Origin of the sequence: Stenotrophomonas sp. NA06056 (genome assembly GCF_013364355.1) — a bacterium.
Taxonomy (GTDB): domain Bacteria; phylum Pseudomonadota; class Gammaproteobacteria; order Xanthomonadales; family Xanthomonadaceae; genus Stenotrophomonas.
This window is the reverse complement of sequence record NZ_CP054931.1, coordinates 1,985,449-2,002,797: the sequence shown is the minus strand read 5'-3', so window position 1 is coordinate 2,002,797 and position 17,349 is coordinate 1,985,449. Positions and strand designations below refer to the sequence as shown.

The following is a 17,349-nucleotide window of genomic DNA, read 5'->3' as shown; positions in this document are numbered from 1 at the left end:
CGTGGTTTCCACCCTTCTGGCGGATGTGCTGGCCGCACGCCGCGCCGTGCTGAACCAGGCCGTGGCCGATGCGCGACACCGTTGGCCCGGCCTCGACATGGCCGCATTCAGCGGCTTCGTCAGCGGCACCCTCGATCCGCTGTGCCAGGCCGTGCAGCGCCACGACCCGTCGGCCACGTTGCGCATCGTCGAGGCTGCTTTCGAACTGGGCCTGGAACTGGTAGCGCAGGGCCACGCCGGACCGAAGGCCCGGCTACCCTGGATCGATCTGGCCTGGCGGTCACTGGTTCCGGCCGTTGCGCCGTTGCTGGTACTCGATCCACGCGAAACGCTGGGCACGATCAGCAATGCGGTGGTGCGACTGGGCAGCAGTCCCGGTGTCCGCGTCGCTCAATGGATCGATGCGATGGCCGCCCATGCGGGTGATTGCGCATCACTGCCGGCACTGCGTGACCTGGGCGCACTCTGCGCCTGGCAGGCGGGCATGGTGCAGTTGCGCACGCCCGCCCTTGCCTGCATCGATGCCCTGCCGACGGACGCGGTGACCGCTGTGCTGGGCATCGCTGCGGGTGATCTGCCCTCGGTCCGCGCTCAACTGCAGCAGGACCGCTGGTGGAATCCGCGGCACGGCAAGGTCGATCCGAGCGGGCATCGCATCGGTGGTTTCAGCGGTCTGGATGGCACCTTCCCCGCCCCACCCCAGGTTCGCGCGACGGCCGAAGGCTTCGTGGTTGAAAGCGCAGGCCAGTACTTCCTCCTGCTGGCTGATGCCTTTGGTGCCGTCCTGCTGCCTGCCGACCTCGCCGAGTACACGGCGGCCAGCGGCAGCGGACCGGCGCCGGGCGTGATCGCACGTCTGGGCGTGCAATGGATGGCACCGGCGTTGTCCAAGGACAACCTGGCTGCAGTGTCCGGCCCTGCGGGAATCGCCCTGTTCTCGCCGTGGTCGCACCATGTCCATGTGTTGCCGCCGCAATGAACGCCACCGTCGCTGATCCGCTGCAGCCGTGGCGCGAGGCGTGGCCGCAGGCACTGGCCACATGGAGCCGTTTCACCCGGCTGCAGGACCCACAGCTGTGCAGCTCGCACATGCAGGCTGCCGCGCAGGGCCTGACCGGCAGCTTCGCCGCGATCCGTCTGGCCGATCAGCGCATCGTCATCGATGTGGAAGAGGTCCAGCGCCTGCAGCTGCAGCCCTATGCGCTGGAGATCCTGGCCCATGAGATCGGCCACCACGTGCTGGCGCCGGCCACGGCCAGCGACCACGCACGGCTGCTGGCCCGCATCCGCCATGCGCTACCGACGCTGGAAGCGCATGCACCGATGGTCGCCAACCTCTACACCGACCTGCTGATCAACGACCGCCTGCAGCGCCAGAACGGCCTGCGCATGGACGCGATCTATCGCCGCTTGGCCGCGCAGCCGTCCCAGGCAAGTTCGCCAGTGTGGCAGCTGTACATGGGCATCTACGAAGAACTCTGGCAACAGCCACGCGGTGAACTGGGCGGTTCAACCCACGACAGCGCACTGCAGGGAGACGCCTGGCTGGGCGCACGCGTGGTGCGCGTCTATGCCAACGACTGGATGACCGGCGCAGGCCGCTTCGCCACCCTGCTGCTCCCCTGGCTGCTGGAATCCCAGCCGGACACGCGGGTCGACGCGTTGATGGATACCCAGCACGCCGGCCATGGAAGCCAGCCCGTCGGCCTGGGGCAACGGGAGGATGACGAACTGGAGCCCGCCCCGCATCCGGCGTCCGATCCGCGCATCACCGGCGACGAGCGGGCAGCCGATGGGCAGCCCGTGAGCGGCCCGCCGCTGAAGCCCGACGCTGGACAGCCCACGCGATCCGGCGGGCAGATGCGCGAGCCGTTCGAGTATGGGCAGATCCTTCGTGCGGCCGGGCTCGATCTGGATGACCATCAGATTGCCGTGCGCTACTACCGTGAGCGCGCCCTGCCACACTTGATCCGCTTTCCATCACGCCCGCAGCCACAGTCGCTGGAGGCGCTGCCGGAAGGTCTGGAACCGTGGGAGCCCGGCGATGCACTGGACGCGGTGGACTGGCTGCAATCGGTACTGCAGTCGCCCTACGTCATTCCCGGAGTGACCACGGTGCAGCGCGTGCAGGGGCAGGCTCCTGGCCGCGAACCCGCCACCGAGCCGGTCGACCTGGACCTGTATGTGGACAGTTCCGGTTCAATGCCCAATCCACAGGCGTGGACGTCATTCCTGACCCTGGCCGGCGCGATCATCGCCCTGTCGGCGTTGCGCGCAGGCGCGCGCGTGCAGGCCACGCTGTGGAGTGGTACCCGGCAGCATCTGCATACCGAGGGCTTCGTGCGCTCGGAAGATGACATCCTCAAGGTGCTGACCGGCTATTTCGGCGGCGCAACTGCGTTCCCGATCCATCGCCTGCGCGATACCTATGCGGACCGTCCAGCGCACGCGCGGGCGGTGCATGTCCTGCACATCTCCGACGACGGCATCACCACCATGTTCGACAAGGACGAGCATGGCAACAGCGGCTGGGACGTCGCCGCCAAGGCGCTGCGTACAGCACGCGGCGGCGGCACCATGGCACTCAACCTGTTCAGCCCGCTGCCGGCCAGCATCGCCGACGCAGGCAACGCCGGATGGACCCGTGACCTGCTGCGCGCCCGCGATGAGGGATGGAACATCCATGTGGTGCGCGACATGGCCGACCTGCTGCAGTTCGCACGCGCCTTCAGCCAGCAGCACTACGCGCCCGACAGCGTGGCAGCACCGCGATGATCGTGCTATGGCGCCTGACCACGTTGTGCAATCTGTCCTGTGGCTTCTGTGCCTATGACCGCCGCGTACGGCAACCGCGCCTGCACGCCGATCCAGCCGAAGTGGAACGCCTCGCCATACTGTTCGCTGGCTTCCAACAGGCAATCGGGCAACCGGTGCTGTTCAGTTGGCTCGGTGGCGAGCCGATGTTGTGGCCTGGCCTGCTGGAGCTTTCTCAGCGGCTGCGCCATCAACACGGGCTGCGTATCAGCGTGACCACCAATGGCACCCGTGCCTGGCAGCAGGGTGCTGCGTCGGCATTGGCAGCGGCGTTCGATGAGATCACTTTCAGCATCGACGCGCTGGACGATGCGCACGATGCGTTGCGTGGCTGGGACGGCGGCGCGGCGCGCGTGCAGCAGGCGATTCGTGCACTGGCCGCCCAACGCGACGAAGAGCGCCGCCCGTTGCTGCGCGCCAATATCGTGCTGATGCACGACACCCTGCCGATGTTCGAGTCGTTGTGCCTGCGCCTTGCCGATTGGGGCGTGGACGAGATTACCGTGAACCAGCTGGGCGGGCGCGACCGGCCGGAGTTCCATCGGCTGCATGCGTTGACCGCCGCCGACGTGCTGGCATTGCGCACGCGGCTGCCGTCACTGCTGACCCGCCTGGCCGAGCGCGACGTCCGCCTTCATGCTGGGGACGCCTATCTGGCGCGCTTCCAGGCCAGTGCGTTGGGCCACCTGCTGCCCGTCACCGACTGCGAGGCCCGGCGACCGACCCTGTTCATCGACGAACACGCACGCATCAGCGCTTGCAGCTTCACCAACGACGACCATTTCATTCCCACCCGCGATGTGCAGACGATCGCCCACGTGCAGGCACTGCGCGGACAGCTGGCCGCGGCGCGCCGGGGTGCGCCGCCGCAGGCCTGCCTGGACTGCCCTTCCACCCAGGTCTTTGCCAAATTCGGAACCTGACCATGACCTCCGGCCCCTCCCTTGATGTACTGCTGCGGCGCCTGCTGGACATGCCGCCCGATTTCCTCGAGCCACCGCGCCGCGCTGGCAGCGGCCGGCTGCACGTCGCCGCTGTCGTTGGCGATGTATTTGCCGCGCGCTCACTGCATCTGCCCCCAGCACTGCGGGCAACGCTGTCCGGTGACCTGGCCGGGGTGGATGCCAACCAGCTCTCGCTTTCAGCGGTGGCTGCATGGCTGATGGCCGACGCGTGCTGGAATGACCTGCCCATCGCGGCCGAGGCTTGGACGCCCCTGTTCGCAGCAACGGTTCCGGCGCTGGCCGCCAGCGCCGCCGCGGAACGGTTCGTATTCGATCCTGAGCGCCGCGAAGAACTGGTGCGCACTGTCGTGGCCCGCCTGGACCTGCTGCCCGAAGGGGAAACCTCCGCGCAGGCCGCCGATCGCCTGGCCCGGGTCAGCGGTGTGGAACGACAGCGCCTGCTGGATGCCAGCCGTGCCACCGAGGAGCGCGCCCGTGCGATCCGCGAGGCGCTGGCCCGCAAAGCGGCCGAAGAATCCGCGGACAAGTGGACACGCGAGTGAACCATGAGCCGACCGACGCCGATCGTTATCCTGCACTGAGCCCGGCCGGGCGCGCGATGCTGCAGCTGATGCGCGAACATCCGTCAGCGCCGATCTTCCGCAACGCCAGTGGCAACCGGCTGCTGCCCGACGAGATCGAAGCACTGCGTGGCTATGAACAGGACATAGGCCACGCGCGCTTCGACTGGACACCGGAACAGCCGCCTGCGTGGCTGCAGGCGCACGTAGCCGAGGTGCTTGCCCAGGTACCGTACTACCGCGGGCAGCCTAAGCCCTCTACTTTCACCGACATCACACCGGTACACCGCGGCGACCTCGCCGCCGACATCGCCCGCTTCGTGCCGGACACGGTGCCCCTGCAACGGATGATCAATTTCCGCACCACCGGTACCACAGGCCATCCGCTGGTACTGCCATCGCACCCGGTGGTGGCGGCACGCTATCTGGCCCATCACAAGCGTGCGCTGCGGCGATTCGGCATCACCCTGGTGCACGGCCGTGGCCAGATGGGGGTGATGCTGCTGGGCATGCAGCAGCGCTGCTTCACCTATGTGTCGGTGACGCCGACGATGGATGAATCCGGCCTGGCCAAGATCAACCTCCATCCCGATGACTGGCGTCATCCAGACGATCGTGCCCGCTATATCGACCAGATGCAGCCGGAAGTGATTGCCGGCGACCCGATATCCTTCGCTGCACTGCTGGAGCTGCCCGTACGGCACCGCCCGCAGGCGCTGCTGTCGGTATCAATGGCCCTGTCTCCCGGCCTGCGCGGGGCCCTGGCTGCGCGCTTTGGCTGCGCGGTGCTCGATCTGTACTCCATGAACGAAGCAGGTCCGCTGGCCGTATATGACGACGCCGCCGGCGGCCATGTGTTGCTGCAGCCAGGCATGTATGTGGAAGTTCTCGGCCCCGACGGTGCGCCGTTGCCGCCGGGGGAAACCGGGGAGATCACCCTCAGCGGCGGCTTCAATTTCTGCCTGCCGCTGCTGCGCTATCGCACCGGGGACCGCGGCGCACTCGCACTGGCCGGCGACACCCCGATGATCATCGGCCTGCAGGGTCGGCGTCCGGTGCGCTACCTGACTGCCGACCAGCAGTGGATCAACAACATCGACCTGACCCATGCACTCGCTGCGCTGCCATTGTCACGGTATGTGGTTCACCAGCACAGCGATGGCCGCATCACGTTGTCGTTGCCGCCTGCGGAACTGGGTCATGCAGCCGAGGCGATCCGGCGCCTGCGCGTCGTGCTGCGCGGGCAACCGGTGGAGGCAATCGCCCTGCAGGGTGAAGACAAGGTCCTGCAGTACACCAGCGACGTGGCCGGAAGCGGCTCACCGCCACAATGACTGCCGTTGCTCAGCGCAGCCACAGTGCATAGGCAGCCAGCAGCGCTAGGTGCCCCACGTAGTACAGGTAGAACGTCCACCGCGAGCGCGGCACCGCCCACGGCACCCGGGCCAAGGCCAGTACCAGCGGGATGGCCAGCAACGCCCAACCGTTGCCGTTGGCCCAGCACAGGGCAGCGAACGCCGGAAGCAGCAGCCAGTACACCCGGTGGCGGAACGCAATCCAGCCCAGCATCACGAAGCCTACGCCTGCCCATTGGTAGTCCACGAAGAATGGCAGCAGGCCTCCCGCCACCAGCAGCAACAGCTGCCGGTTGCTCGTCAGCGCATGCACTGCCACGGCAGCCAGGACGAAGGTCAACAGGATGTTCAAGGGCAACCAGTGGCCGAATGCCAGCGCGTGCACCGGCTGCGCAACCAGGCCCCAGACAAGCAACCGCCGGATCGACTTGCGCAGGTCCGCCCCTGGCTGTGCGAGGTTGCACGCCATCACCAGCGCGAACAGCGGGAAAGCGATGCGCCCGAACTCGCTCACCACCGGCACGTAGCCGCCGAACATCACTTTGGCCACGTGGTCACCGGTCATCGACAGCAGCGCGAGCCACTTCATCAGCTCGCGGGCGCCACTGCTGAGGATGGGGTTCGACGATGGGGTGTCTGTCATGGCCTGCTGCATCGCCGCAGCTTATGCGCATCTGCAAGCACATTTCCATCACTGTGCACGCCAGAGCACCTGCCTCATGGTCCATGCGGGCGTATGCTTGCAGGCCCCGCCTGTGAGCGAACTGTCATGCGTAGCCTGTACCCCAGCATCGAGCCCTACCTTGAGCACACCCTGCCGGTGAGCGAGCTGCATACCCTGCATATCGAGGAATGCGGCACGCCTGGAGGCATTCCAGTGGTGTACCTGCATGGCGGCCCCGGCGCTGGCATCTCGCCCACCCATCGACGCTTCTTTGATCCGGCGCGCTACCGCATCGTGCTGATCGACCAGCGCGGCAGCGGCCGCTCGACGCCGTTCGGCGAGCTGCGAGACAACACGACGCAGCACCTTGTGGCCGACATCGAGAAGGTGCGCGAACACCTGGGCATCGAGCGCTGGCTGGTGTACGGCGGCTCCTGGGGCTCGACGCTGTCACTGGCCTATGCGCAGGCGCATCCCGACCGCGCCACCGGGCTGATCGTGCGTGGGGTATTCCTTGGGCGCGAAGAAGAGAACCGCTGGTTCGCCGAACTCAACGGCGGTGCGCGCTGGATCTTCCCGGAGCGTTGGGACCGCTATGAGGCCCACATCCCGCAGGAAGAGCGCGGCAACATGCTCGACGCGTACTGGAAGCGCCTGGATCACGCCGACGAAGCCATCCGCATCGCCGCGGCACAGGCTTGGCTGGGCTGGGAGGACAATGCCGCCATGCTGGTGCATGACGTCGATGCAGCGTCCGCTGCGGATCCACTCGATACGCTGGCCAAGGCGCGCATCGAGGCTCACTACTTCCGCCACAACACCTTCCTGGAACACGGCCAGCTGTTGCGCGATATCGATCGCATCCGCCACCTGCCGGGTGTCATCGTGCAGGGTCGCTACGACATCATCTGCCCACCACGCAGTGCCTGGGATCTGGCCAAAGCCTGGCCGGAAGCCCGCCTGGAGATGGTCATCGCCGGCCACAGCGCCAACGAAGCGGCCACGACCGATGCGCTGGTGCGGGCCACCGACGCATTCGCGGACCGCAGCTGAACAAAGGGGGCGCAACGCCCCCTTTTCTATACCAAGGTATAGCGGGGCTAACCCACGGGCCTCTAGGCCTGCTGAATACGAGCGCGGACAATAGCGCCACTGGCCAGCGACTGGCCGCCCCACGCGGAGACGCAGATGGATCCCGACCCTGCCGGGCGCGACGCGCGCCCTTGCCTGTCTACTTGTTTACTGCTGGCGACTGACGGCCGGTTCCTGTCCGTGTAAGCGATGGGGGCTCCGGGCGGCGCCTGCCCGGAGGAATCCCATGTCCTACAAGATTCTCTACATCACCGTCCGCCGCCTGATCGGTGAGCGCGATGTTTCCGTCCTGCGCAGCCTGCTGCTGCAGCACGGCCCTGTCCTGTTCGCTCGTTCACTGGCCCTCGGCTCGCCACGGGTGGTGGCCGACGCACTGTCGCTGCTGCCGATCAGCGAGCGCATCAACGTGCTGCGCCATCTGCCCTACCCGCTGCGCGATGCGATGAAGCCGCTGTGCATCGGCGGCAGCCAACGGCTGCGCATGCAGCCTTGGTCGCCATCGGTGCTGGCCATGCGCCACGCCTGACTCCCCGCCCCTTCCGCTCCACGCGCCTGCGCCGCCGGCGCCGTTCCAAGAGGACCCTCCCATGAGCCTGCTCAACGCCTGGTTCAACGCCTTCCTGCGCAGCCGTCGCGCGGGCAACCTGTTCGGTCGTCGTGCGATGCCCGAAGCCGGTTACGGCCGTGGCAGCACGCAGGCCGCGCCGGCCACGCTCACTGCCGGGCTGCTCGCGCTCGCACAGGGCAGCGAAGCCGATGCGCTGGCCACCCTGCAGTCACACGTCGACGGCCTCAGCCCGCACGAAGCCGAAGAGCGCCTGCTGCGCTTCGGCCCGAACGAGGTCGACCATGAGAAGCCGCTGCCGTGGTGGCGCCATCTTTGGCAGTGCTATCGCAACCCGTTCAACCTGCTGCTGACGGTACTGGCGGCGGTGTCCTGGCTGACCGAAGACGCCAAGGCGACCGTGGTGATCGGCGCGATGGTGGTGTTGTCCACCTTGATCCGCTTCGTGCAGGAGGGGCGCTCCAACCGCGCTGCCGAACGGCTGAAGGCCCTGGTGGGCAACACCGCCCGCGTGCTGCGCCGTGCCGCTGGCACCGAAGCGGCGGAGGTGGCCGACCAGTATTTCGGCGCGCAGCTGCACAGCCGACGACCGGCACGGTTGCTGGATCTGCCGATCCGCGATCTGGTGCCGGGTGACCATATCGTGCTGTCGGCCGGCGACATGATCCCGGCCGATTGCCGCGTGCTCGCGGCCAAGGACCTGTTCGTCGCGCAGGCCGCGATGACCGGCGAATCGTTGCCGGTGGAAAAGTTCGTGCAGGCGGGCAATGCCGAGAGCGGCCTGATGGAACAGGCCAACCTTTTGTTCATGGGGACCAACGTGGTCTCCGGAACGGCTACCGCGCTGGTGCTGGCGACCGGCAACAGCAGCTACTTCGGCACCCTCGCCCAGCGCAGCAGCGCCAGCGATCGTGCGCCGACAGCATTCCAGGCCGGCGTTAACAGTGTCAGCTGGCTGCTGATCCGCTTTGCCCTGGTGATGGTGCCGTTCGTGCTGCTGGTCAATGGCTGGACCAAGGGCGACTGGACCGAGGCGTTCCTGTTCGCGCTGTCGGTGGCGGTCGGCCTGACCCCTGAGATGCTGCCGATGATCGTCACCTCCACCCTGGCCAAGGGTGCGGTGCTGTTGTCACGGCGCAAGGTGATCGTCAAGCGCCTGGACGCGATCCAGAACTTCGGCGCGATGGAGGTGCTGTGCACCGACAAGACCGGCACCCTCACCCAGGACAAGATCGCGCTGGAGCGGCACACCGATGTGTTCGGGCAGGACTCTGAGGACGTGCTGACCTTCGCCTATCTCAACAGTCACTTCCAGACCGGCCTGATCAACCTGCTGGATCGTGCAGTCCTGGAGCACGTGGAGCTGCAGAGCTCGCTGCGCCTGTCGCAGGACTACCGCAAGGTCGATGAGATCCCGTTCGATTTCGAACGCCGCCGCATGTCGGTGGTGGTATCCGAGCGCGAGGACCATCACGAATTGATCTGCAAGGGTGCGGTGGAGGAAATCCTGGCGGTGTGCAGCACCGTGCGCGAGAACGGCCAGGACATGCCGCTGGATGAGCAGCGACTGGCCCGCGTGCGGCAGACCACCGAGGAACTGAACGAACAGGGCCTGCGTGTGGTGGCGGTGGCGATGAAGGAGACCGCAGCCAGCCAGAGCGTCTACTCCCAGGCCGACGAGCGGGAGCTGGCCCTGGTGGGCTATGTGGCTTTCCTTGATCCGCCGAAGGAATCCGCCGCGCAGGCGCTGCAGGCACTGGCCACGCACGGTGTGGAAGTCAAGGTATTCACCGGGGACAACGAGCTGGTCACCGCCCGGGTCTGCGCCCAGGTCGGCCTGGACGCCGACACCATCGTGACTGGCCCGCAGATCGAGCGCTTGGACGATGCGGCGGTGGCGCGCGCACTGCAGGAACACCGGGTGTTCGCCCGCCTCACGCCGCTGCACAAGGAACGGCTGGTGCGCGAACTGCGCGCACAGGGCAAGGTGGTCGGCTTTCTTGGTGATGGCATCAACGATGCTCCGGCACTGCGCGCAGCCGATATCGGCATCAGCGTGGACAGCGCGGTGGACATCGCCAAGGAGGCCGCCGACATCATCCTCCTGGAGAAGAATCTGATGGTGCTGGAGGAAGGCGTCATCCAGGGGCGGCGCACCTTCAGCAACATGCTCAAGTACATCCGCATGACCGCCAGCTCCAACTTCGGCAACGTGTTCTCCGTCCTGGTGGCCTCGGCGTTCCTGCCCTTCCTGCCGATGCTGCCGCTCCAGCTGCTGGTGCAGAACCTGCTGTATGACATCTCGCAGATCGCCATTCCGTTCGACAACGTCGATGAGGAGCTGGTACGCAAGCCGCTGAAGTGGAACCCGGCGGACATCGGCCGCTTCATGGTGTTCTTCGGGCCGATCAGCTCGATCTTCGACATCAGCTGCTTCGCCTTGATGTGGTACGTGTTCGATGCACGCACGCCGGCCGACCAGGCCCTGTTCCAGTCCGGCTGGTTCGTGGTCGGCCTGCTGACCCAGACCCTGATCGTGCACATGATCCGCACGCCCAAGGTGCCGTTCCTGCAGAGCATCGCCGCGCCGCCGCTACTACTGATGACCGGGGCGATCATGGCGATCGGCGTGATCCTGCCGATGAGCCCGTTGGCTGGCTACTTCAAGCTGCAGGCGCTGCCAGCCGGCTACTGGCCGTTCCTGGTGGCGATCCTGTTCGGCTATGCGGTGCTGACCACCGCGCTGAAGAAGCTCTACATCCGCCGTTACGGCTGGCAGTGACCGCGCCCGGCGCAGGGAGAACCTCCGTGGACCTCAACCCCCACCTGCCCGCGTTCAACGCGGGCGCCACCCTCAGCTCGCTGATCAGCCTGTCCGTCGCCTTCGTGCTGGGCGCGCTGATTGGCCTGGAGCGGCAGTTCCGCCAGCGCACCGCCGGCCTGCGCACCAATACACTGGTGGCCGTAGGTGCTGCCGTGTTCGTCGACCTGGCCGTGCGTTTCCATGACCTGTACGGGGGGCCGCCGTCACCGCTGCACGTGGTGGCCTATGTGATCTCCGGCGTCGGTTTTCTGGGTGCCGGCGCCATCATGAAGGATGGCGCCCAGGTATCGGGCCTGAACACCGCAGCCACCTTGTGGGGCTCGGCGGCGGTCGGCGCCTGTGCCGGCATCAAGCTGCTGCCTGAAGCGGTGCTGGCCGCGGTGTTCGTGCTGGCCGCCAACACCCTGCTGCGGCCGGTGGTGAACCGCATCCAGCGGCAACCACTGCCGGAAGCGTTCAGCGAAGCGACGTACGCCATCAATGTGGTCTGCCAACGCGAGCAGCAGGCCGAGGTGCTGGACCGGCTGCTGCTGTTGCTGGAGCAGGCGCAGTACCCGGTGCGCGCGGTCGACCAGCGCCCGTTCGGCGAGCGCGATGTCGAGATCGAAGCGGTGCTGTACGCCACCACCGTCGATGGCGCTGAACTGGATGCCGTGCTGGCAACGCTGGCGGCCACGCCGGGCGTGCTGCAGGGCTTCTGGAACGCCAGCCTGGAGGAGTAGTGCCGGGCATGGCCCGCCGCTATCGCTTTGGTAGGTGCCGACCTTGGTCGGCACAATCCATCGGGCGCCATGACCGCGGACAACGCGCGCCGACCAAGGTCGGCATCTGCGGAACAGCGCTTTGCTATCCTTCCCACCCACGCCAGGGAGTCTTCCGATGCCGTCGCTGTCGCCCCGCCGCCCGCTGGTCGTGCTGGCTCTGGTCATCGTGATGGCGGCCATTTTCCTGGTCGATACGTTGACCGACTACGCCGTTGCAGCAGCCTGCTTCTACGCCGCAGTGATCCTGGCGGCATCGCGGGTTCTGGCTCCGCGCGGACTGATCACGCTGGCCGCGCTGTGCATCGTCCTGACCGGCCTCAGCTTCTTCCTTACCCGCTTCGGTACCTACCGCATCGGCCTGGTCAATTCAGCGATCGGCATGCTGGTGATCGGCATCACCACCTATCTGGCATTGAAGATGGAAGCGGCCAAAGCCGCGGTGCAGGATGCACAGGCGCGCCTGCTGCGGGTTGCCCGCGCCTCCACCGTGGGCGAGCTGACCACCTCCATCGCGCACGAAGTGAACCAGCCACTGGCGGCCATCGCCAGCAGCGCCGAAGCCAGCCAGCGCTGGTTGGCCCAGGAGCCACCGAACCTGGACAAGGCACGGCAGACCATCGCCCGCATCGTCGCCGACGCTCATCGCGCCAGTGACGTGATCGCCCGCATCCGCGGTCTGACCCAAGGGGCCGCACCCGAGCGCCAGGCCTTCGACCTCAACCTGGCCGTGGAGGAAATGCTGGCGTTGTCGCGCAGCGAACTGGAGCAGCATGGCGTGACCGTTGCGCTGCTGCTGGGCAACGATCTGCCCGCCGCCCATGCAGATCGCGTGCAGGTGCAGCAGGTCATCGGCAACCTGATCCTCAACGCTGTCGACGCGATGGCCGGAACGTCCCCGGGCGAACGCCGGCTGTCGCTGCTGACCGCGCATGATGGACACGGCCACGTCAGCCTGAGCGTGCGTGACCGTGGCATCGGCCTGCCCGCAGAGCAGCCTGATCGCGTGTTCGATGCATTCTGGACCACCAAGGCGAACGGCCTCGGCCTGGGTCTCAGCCTGAGCCGCTCGATGATCGAGGCCAACGGCGGGCAGATCCGCGCCGAGCGCCCAACCGGTGGTGGCGCCTGTTTCATCTTCGAGCTGCCCACGCACACGGAAGGTACGCATGCGTAAGCCCACGACAACGCCTGTAGAACCGTCACCGATCGTCTACGTGATCGACGACGATGCCTCGGTACGCGCCGCGCTGGAGGACCTGCTGGCCTCGATGGGCCTGCAGGTACGGGCCTTCGCCTCGACCGGCGAGTTTCTTGCCCATGCGATGGACGACGCGCCATCCTGCCTGGTGCTGGACGTGCGCATGCCTGGCCAGAGCGGACTGGACTTCCATCGCACCATGGCCAGCCACGGCCTGCACCTGCCTGTGGTGTTCATCACCGGGCACGGCGACATCGCCATGGGCGTCAATGCAATCAAGGAAGGCGCCATCGAATTCCTGACCAAGCCCTTCCGTGACCAGGAACTGCTGGATGCCATCCACAAGGGCATCGGCATCGACCGCCAGCGGCGCCGCGAGGGTGACGTGCTGGGCGCGTTGCAGCAGCGCTGGGACACCTTGAACACAGGTGAGCGCGAGGTGGTCGCCGGCGTGGTACGGGGCCGGCTCAACAAACAGATCGCCGCCGACCTTGGCGTCAGCGAGATCACGGTGAAGGTGCGCCGCGCGCAGTTGATGCGCAAGATGGGCGCGCGCACGCTGGTGGACCTGGTGCGGATGTATGACCGCTTGCAGGGCAGCTTGCGATGAACGCGTATGTCGCCCTGCTGCGCGCCGTGAATGTGGGCGGTACCGGTAAGCTGCCGATGGCTGAACTGGTAGACATGTGCCAGCGCGCAGGATTCGCTGATGTCCGCACCTATATCGCCAGCGGCAATGCCGTGTTCAGCAGTCCGCTCGACGAGGCCGGTGTGCGCGACAGGCTGGCGCGATGCCTGCAGGCCTATGCTGGCAAGCCGGTAGGCGTGTTGGTGCGTACCGCTGCCGAGATGGCCGCCGTGGTCGCCCGCAACCCCTTCAGGGATGCTGCCGGCAACCGTGTCGTCGCTCTTTTCATGGATGAGCCGCTGCCCAGGGACCCGCTGCAGGGCGTGACAGGTATCGGTGAAGAACAGCTCGCCCTCGGCCAGCGCGAGCTGTTCATCCACTACGGCGATGGCATGGCGGATTCACGCCTGCGCATTCCCTTCGCCGCACAAGGAACCGCGCGCAACATCAACACCGTGACCCGACTGGCCGCGATGGCTGCGGAGCTTGACTGAGCCTCCTGCGCAGCCAAGCCCCCGCAATCAGCGGGCAACCCTCAATCGAAGGCCATACCAAAGCCAATGCTCAGCAGCGGCTGGTCGCCCCGCGCGACCGAGACCCCGCCGTTGACGTTGTAGCGGCCATCGCGGCTCCAGCGTGACAACCCCAGGGCCAATGCCGACTCGCCGCGATAGCTGGCCGTACCGAAATTCAGCGTGACCTTGCCCGGCAGGTTGGGCGTAACCTGCACCAGCGCCGCCGAGGCAGCGATACCGCGATTGATCTGTCGCGACATATGCGACGCCTGTGCGCCAATGGCCTGCTCCATCGCTTCAACGCGCTGGTCGGTGTAACGATTCACCGACGCCATCTGCTCCTGCAGCTGCGCCACGTTGACTGCGTCGGTATCGGCGCTGCCAGCGGCAACATGGGCAATCTGGCGCTCGCCCCCGGCGTGCCCGACCGACACGCTGTCAGCGCGATCGGCGATGGCATCGGAACCGAGCGCAACGCTGTTGTCTGCACTCGCCTGCGCGCCGGAACCGGCTGCCACGGCGCCCTGGCCCGTGGCTTCAGCCGGCGCACCATTGGCCACCAGCGCCTCGTTGCCGGTAGCGCCGTAGTACGGAAGGTCCGCCCCCGCACCACCGCCCGGTTGGCCTTCCAGCACCCCGACACGTTCCTGCAGTCCATCCAACTGGCGGCCGATGCCTTCGCCAATGGCCGACAACTGGCCACCATTGACCGCCTCGCGGCTGCCCAGCTGTACGCGACCGTCGGCGACGTTGGCCAGCACGGTGCCTGCGGCCCCACCGAGCATCACCTGGCTGCGATCGCTGCCCGCCACATAGCCAACCGTCTCCATGACATCACCATTGTCGCCCACCAGCCCCGCCTGCTTCAGCTGGCGCAGATTGATGGCGTCGGTGTCCTCGCCGGCATCGGCCACATGGATGATCTGGCGCTCGGCACCATCACGCCCGATCGATACGGCGTTGGCACGGTCGGCCTCCGACCCTGCGCCCAGTGCGATGGAACCGTCCACAGAAGCCTGTGCCCCCTGCCCCAGTGCGATGGCCGCAGCACCATCGACCTGCGCTGACGCACCGATGGCCAGCGCCCCCACACCGTTGATCGAGGCATCGTCGCTGCCATCACCACGGCCATCGACCTTCAGATAGCGGCTGTCCTCTGGCTGCGCCATCGACAGGCCGTCCTGCATCTGTGCCAGGGTCACTGCATCGGTCGCGTCATCGGCAGCGGCCAGACCCTTCAACTGCCGCGCACCCGTCGACCCTGTCAGGTCGACCACGCTACCGGCACGGCCGGCCGCCACGGCAAGGTCGCCGCTGGCGGCATCCTGGCGTACCAGGCCTGCGTCGCCGTCGTTCCACGCATCGATCTGGCGCTGCGTGTCCAGCACGTCGTCTTCGGTATGGGTGACCCGCTGGTCCAACAGCTGCAGCTGCCCGTCCACTGCACCCAGCGCGGAACCCGCATCGTGGAAACGGCCGCCCTGCACGACATAGGTCGGGCCTGTCACGATACCGGTGGCCGCGTCTACCTGCGCACCGCCACCGAGGGCGGCGACCGTGGCCTGCAACTGCTGCAGATTGACCACATCGGTCGCGTCAGTGCCGTTGGCCACGTTGATCAACTGGCGCGCACCCACAGTGCCGCCGCCAAGGGACAGCACCTGGTCGCGATCCGCAACCGAGCCGGCGCCCAGCGCCACCGCGTTCTCACCGTTGGCGCGCGCGCCGGCACCGATGGCGACGCTGTCCTGCCCGGCCGCACGCGCGTCGGCACCCACGGCCAGTGAATGTTGACCGCCCGCTGCGGCCGCACTGCCCAGCGCCGTGCTGCCGGTCGCGCCGGTGGTCGCGGGCGCATCGACATCACCGGCTGCGGCCTGGAAGTAGCGCTGGGCAACCACCATATCGCTGCCCAGATCGACCAGTCCGGCACGCTGCGCTCGGTCTTCCGCGTCCAGTGCGTGCAGCGCGTCACCGGTGCTGTGCACGGTGGTACCCAGCACATTGAAGTCCGGTGCCCGCAACGTGCCATCTGCAGCCACGCCTGCGCCAGCGCCCAGCGCCGTTGCCACACTGGCCACGGCGGCGTCGGCCTGCGCCTTGTTGATGGCCTCGTCGCCGGCGGCCGCATCGGCAACACCGCCCAGACGGCGGCCACCCGCCGTTCCAGCCATGCCAATGGCGGCGCCATCACGATCCGCGCCGACGGTCAGGTCGGCCCCGGCTGTGGCCTGCTGGACCATGCCGATGGTGCCCTGGCGGATGCGCGTGTGCAGATCATTCACCGACACCTCGACGCTGGACAGGCCGCCGTCCAGCGCGGTGAGCGCGCTGCCGATGGTGGCATGGGTTCCGCCGTGGGCGAGATCGAAGCCGGGGGCGATGACAGTGCCGTCGGCCGACAACGCACCACCGGTCGCCTGCAGAAGTCCCTGCAACTGCTGCACGCTGACCGCGTCATTGTCCTGGGTGCCATCGGCCATGTTCTCGATGCCACGGCGTGCCGTGGTTGAACCCAGGGCAACCGTGGCGTTGCCGCGGCTGACCGAACCGGCGCCGATGGCAACACTGTTGGCGTGCGTCGCACGGGCACCTGCACCGATCGCGGAGGAATACTGCCCGGTGGCCGTCGCTGCACGGCCGAGAGCGATGCCGCGCTCGCCCGTGGCCACCGCCGCTGAACCCAATGCGGTTACCACCGTACCGGCGCCATTGGCCTGGAAGCCGATCGCGGTCGCGTTCCAGGTGGTGCGGGTGCTGGCGCCCAGCGAGGTCGCGCCGCTGGTACCCGAGCCGTTCTGGCTGTCGGACGTCGCACCGTAGCCGATCGAGACGGCGTTGGTGCCGGCGGCCAGCGTGTTGCTGCCCAGTGCGATGGCACCGTTGTTGGCGCCATTGCTGGCCGGTCGTGCAATGGCATTGCTGCCGATGGCAATCATTTTGATACCGTTGACGCTGGCGGCCGTGGCGTTGCTGCCGGCGTTGACCACCAGCAGGCTGTCATCGGTTGCGGCCAGCGGCAGGACGCCACGCAGCGCGGCCGGGTCCACGCAGGTGCCCTCCTGCAACTCGTGCGATGCGCTGCACAGTGCCTGCTGGATGTCGTTGGCCAGCACGTTCGGAGCAATCATCGCGAGCAGTACGGCGGCAATGCCCGCGCTCATGCGACGGCGACGGCCCTGGGCCAGTTCCGAGGCGACGACCCACTTGCCGGTGGCCGCGTTCCAGACAATGCGATAGATGCAGTTCATGGTCGTTCTCCGAGGGCGGGACGCCCGTTGGGGGTAGGCAGCAGGTCGTTGCAGCCATGACTGGATGCTAGGCAAGCGCCCCCCGCTGGCGTATCGGACGCGGCCTAAAGCGCGCCCGGATACACCCGTGGAATGGTTTGTGATTCAGCAGGTT

Annotated in this window: 14 protein-coding genes; 12 read left to right on the top strand and 2 right to left on the bottom strand. The window is 67.2% G+C overall.

Features of this window, described 5'->3' with window-relative positions:
* The first annotated feature begins 1 nt into the window (after window position 1).
* From HUT07_RS08850 to HUT07_RS08830, 5 genes are read left to right on the top strand one after another with little or no spacing between them, the layout of a single operon-like run.
* Entirely contained in the window at window positions 2-979 is a 978-nt protein-coding gene (locus HUT07_RS08850; protein WP_176020633.1) for a hypothetical protein, read from the top strand.
* On the top strand, window positions 976-2,775 hold the full coding sequence (locus tag HUT07_RS08845; protein WP_176020632.1) for a VWA domain-containing protein: 1,800 nt from the start codon (window positions 976-978) through the stop codon (window positions 2,773-2,775). Before HUT07_RS08850 ends, HUT07_RS08845 begins: the two co-directional genes overlap by 4 nt.
* The gene (locus tag HUT07_RS08840; RefSeq protein WP_176020631.1) at window positions 2,772-3,737 is read left to right on the top strand and encodes a radical SAM protein; all 966 of its coding nucleotides are present in this window, start codon (window positions 2,772-2,774) and stop codon (window positions 3,735-3,737) included. Before HUT07_RS08845 ends, HUT07_RS08840 begins: the two co-directional genes overlap by 4 nt.
* A 2-nt stretch (window positions 3,738-3,739) precedes the next feature.
* Window positions 3,740-4,321, top strand: a complete 582-nt coding sequence (locus tag HUT07_RS08835; RefSeq protein WP_176020630.1) for a hypothetical protein — start codon at window positions 3,740-3,742, stop codon at window positions 4,319-4,321.
* Window positions 4,318-5,673, top strand: a complete 1,356-nt coding sequence (locus HUT07_RS08830; protein WP_217706635.1) for an AMP-binding protein — start codon at window positions 4,318-4,320, stop codon at window positions 5,671-5,673. The genes HUT07_RS08835 and HUT07_RS08830 overlap by 4 nt, the downstream gene beginning before the upstream one ends.
* A 10-nt stretch (window positions 5,674-5,683) precedes the next feature.
* Here the strand turns inward: HUT07_RS08830 and HUT07_RS08825 are convergent, their stop codons facing one another.
* On the bottom strand, window positions 5,684-6,337 hold the full coding sequence (locus HUT07_RS08825) for a TraX family protein (RefSeq protein WP_254898833.1): 654 nt from the start codon (window positions 6,335-6,337) through the stop codon (window positions 5,684-5,686).
* Between the two features lie 126 nt (window positions 6,338-6,463).
* Between HUT07_RS08825 and pip the strand changes: the two genes are divergently transcribed.
* The 7 genes from pip to HUT07_RS08790 all read left to right on the top strand — a co-directional run bounded on the left by pip (window position 6,464) and on the right by HUT07_RS08790 (window position 13,923).
* Window positions 6,464-7,411 (top strand): prolyl aminopeptidase, encoded by a 948-nt coding sequence (gene pip, locus HUT07_RS08820; protein ID WP_176020628.1) that lies wholly within the window; start codon window positions 6,464-6,466, stop codon window positions 7,409-7,411.
* Between the two features lie 265 nt (window positions 7,412-7,676).
* Window positions 7,677-7,976, top strand: coding sequence for a hypothetical protein (locus tag HUT07_RS08815; protein ID WP_176020627.1), 300 nt, complete (start codon window positions 7,677-7,679; stop codon window positions 7,974-7,976).
* A gap of 61 nt (window positions 7,977-8,037) precedes the next feature.
* Window positions 8,038-10,797, top strand: coding sequence for a magnesium-translocating P-type ATPase (mgtA, locus tag HUT07_RS08810; protein WP_176020626.1), 2,760 nt, complete (start codon window positions 8,038-8,040; stop codon window positions 10,795-10,797).
* A gap of 26 nt (window positions 10,798-10,823) precedes the next feature.
* Window positions 10,824-11,561 carry an MgtC/SapB family protein gene (locus tag HUT07_RS08805; protein ID WP_176020625.1) on the top strand — a complete coding sequence of 246 codons (738 nt, stop codon included), beginning with the start codon at window positions 10,824-10,826 and terminating at the stop codon, window positions 11,559-11,561.
* A 157-nt stretch (window positions 11,562-11,718) separates the two neighbouring features.
* On the top strand, window positions 11,719-12,777 hold the full coding sequence (locus HUT07_RS08800; protein ID WP_176020624.1) for an ATP-binding protein: 1,059 nt from the start codon (window positions 11,719-11,721) through the stop codon (window positions 12,775-12,777).
* On the top strand, window positions 12,770-13,411 hold the full coding sequence (locus tag HUT07_RS08795; RefSeq protein ID WP_176020623.1) for a response regulator transcription factor: 642 nt from the start codon (window positions 12,770-12,772) through the stop codon (window positions 13,409-13,411). The genes HUT07_RS08800 and HUT07_RS08795 overlap by 8 nt, the downstream gene beginning before the upstream one ends.
* A complete protein-coding gene (locus HUT07_RS08790) occupies window positions 13,408-13,923 on the top strand; it encodes a DUF1697 domain-containing protein (RefSeq protein ID WP_176020622.1) in 516 nt (171 codons plus the stop codon). Before HUT07_RS08795 ends, HUT07_RS08790 begins: the two co-directional genes overlap by 4 nt.
* Window positions 13,924-13,964: 41 nt before the next feature.
* Here the strand turns inward: HUT07_RS08790 and HUT07_RS08785 are convergent, their stop codons facing one another.
* Complete coding sequence (locus HUT07_RS08785; protein WP_176020621.1) at window positions 13,965-17,195, bottom strand: YadA-like family protein; 3,231 nt, start codon at window positions 17,193-17,195, stop codon at window positions 13,965-13,967.
* Between the last annotated feature and the right edge of the window lie 154 nt (window positions 17,196-17,349).

Coding starts and splice junctions, on each gene's coding strand:
- HUT07_RS08845 (WP_176020632.1), top strand. CDS start 976: ATGAACGCCACCGTCGCTGATCCGCTGCAGCCGTGGCGCGAGGCGTGG.
- HUT07_RS08840 (WP_176020631.1), top strand. CDS start 2,772: ATGATCGTGCTATGGCGCCTGACCACGTTGTGCAATCTGTCCTGTGGC.
- HUT07_RS08835 (WP_176020630.1), top strand. CDS start 3,740: ATGACCTCCGGCCCCTCCCTTGATGTACTGCTGCGGCGCCTGCTGGAC.
- HUT07_RS08825 (WP_254898833.1), bottom strand. CDS start 6,337: ATGACAGACACCCCATCGTCGAACCCCATCCTCAGCAGTGGCGCCCGC.
- pip (WP_176020628.1), top strand. CDS start 6,464: ATGCGTAGCCTGTACCCCAGCATCGAGCCCTACCTTGAGCACACCCTG.
- HUT07_RS08815 (WP_176020627.1), top strand. CDS start 7,677: ATGTCCTACAAGATTCTCTACATCACCGTCCGCCGCCTGATCGGTGAG.
- mgtA (WP_176020626.1), top strand. CDS start 8,038: ATGAGCCTGCTCAACGCCTGGTTCAACGCCTTCCTGCGCAGCCGTCGC.
- HUT07_RS08800 (WP_176020624.1), top strand. CDS start 11,719: ATGCCGTCGCTGTCGCCCCGCCGCCCGCTGGTCGTGCTGGCTCTGGTC.
- HUT07_RS08795 (WP_176020623.1), top strand. CDS start 12,770: ATGCGTAAGCCCACGACAACGCCTGTAGAACCGTCACCGATCGTCTAC.
- HUT07_RS08790 (WP_176020622.1), top strand. CDS start 13,408: ATGAACGCGTATGTCGCCCTGCTGCGCGCCGTGAATGTGGGCGGTACC.
- HUT07_RS08785 (WP_176020621.1), bottom strand. CDS start 17,195: ATGAACTGCATCTATCGCATTGTCTGGAACGCGGCCACCGGCAAGTGG.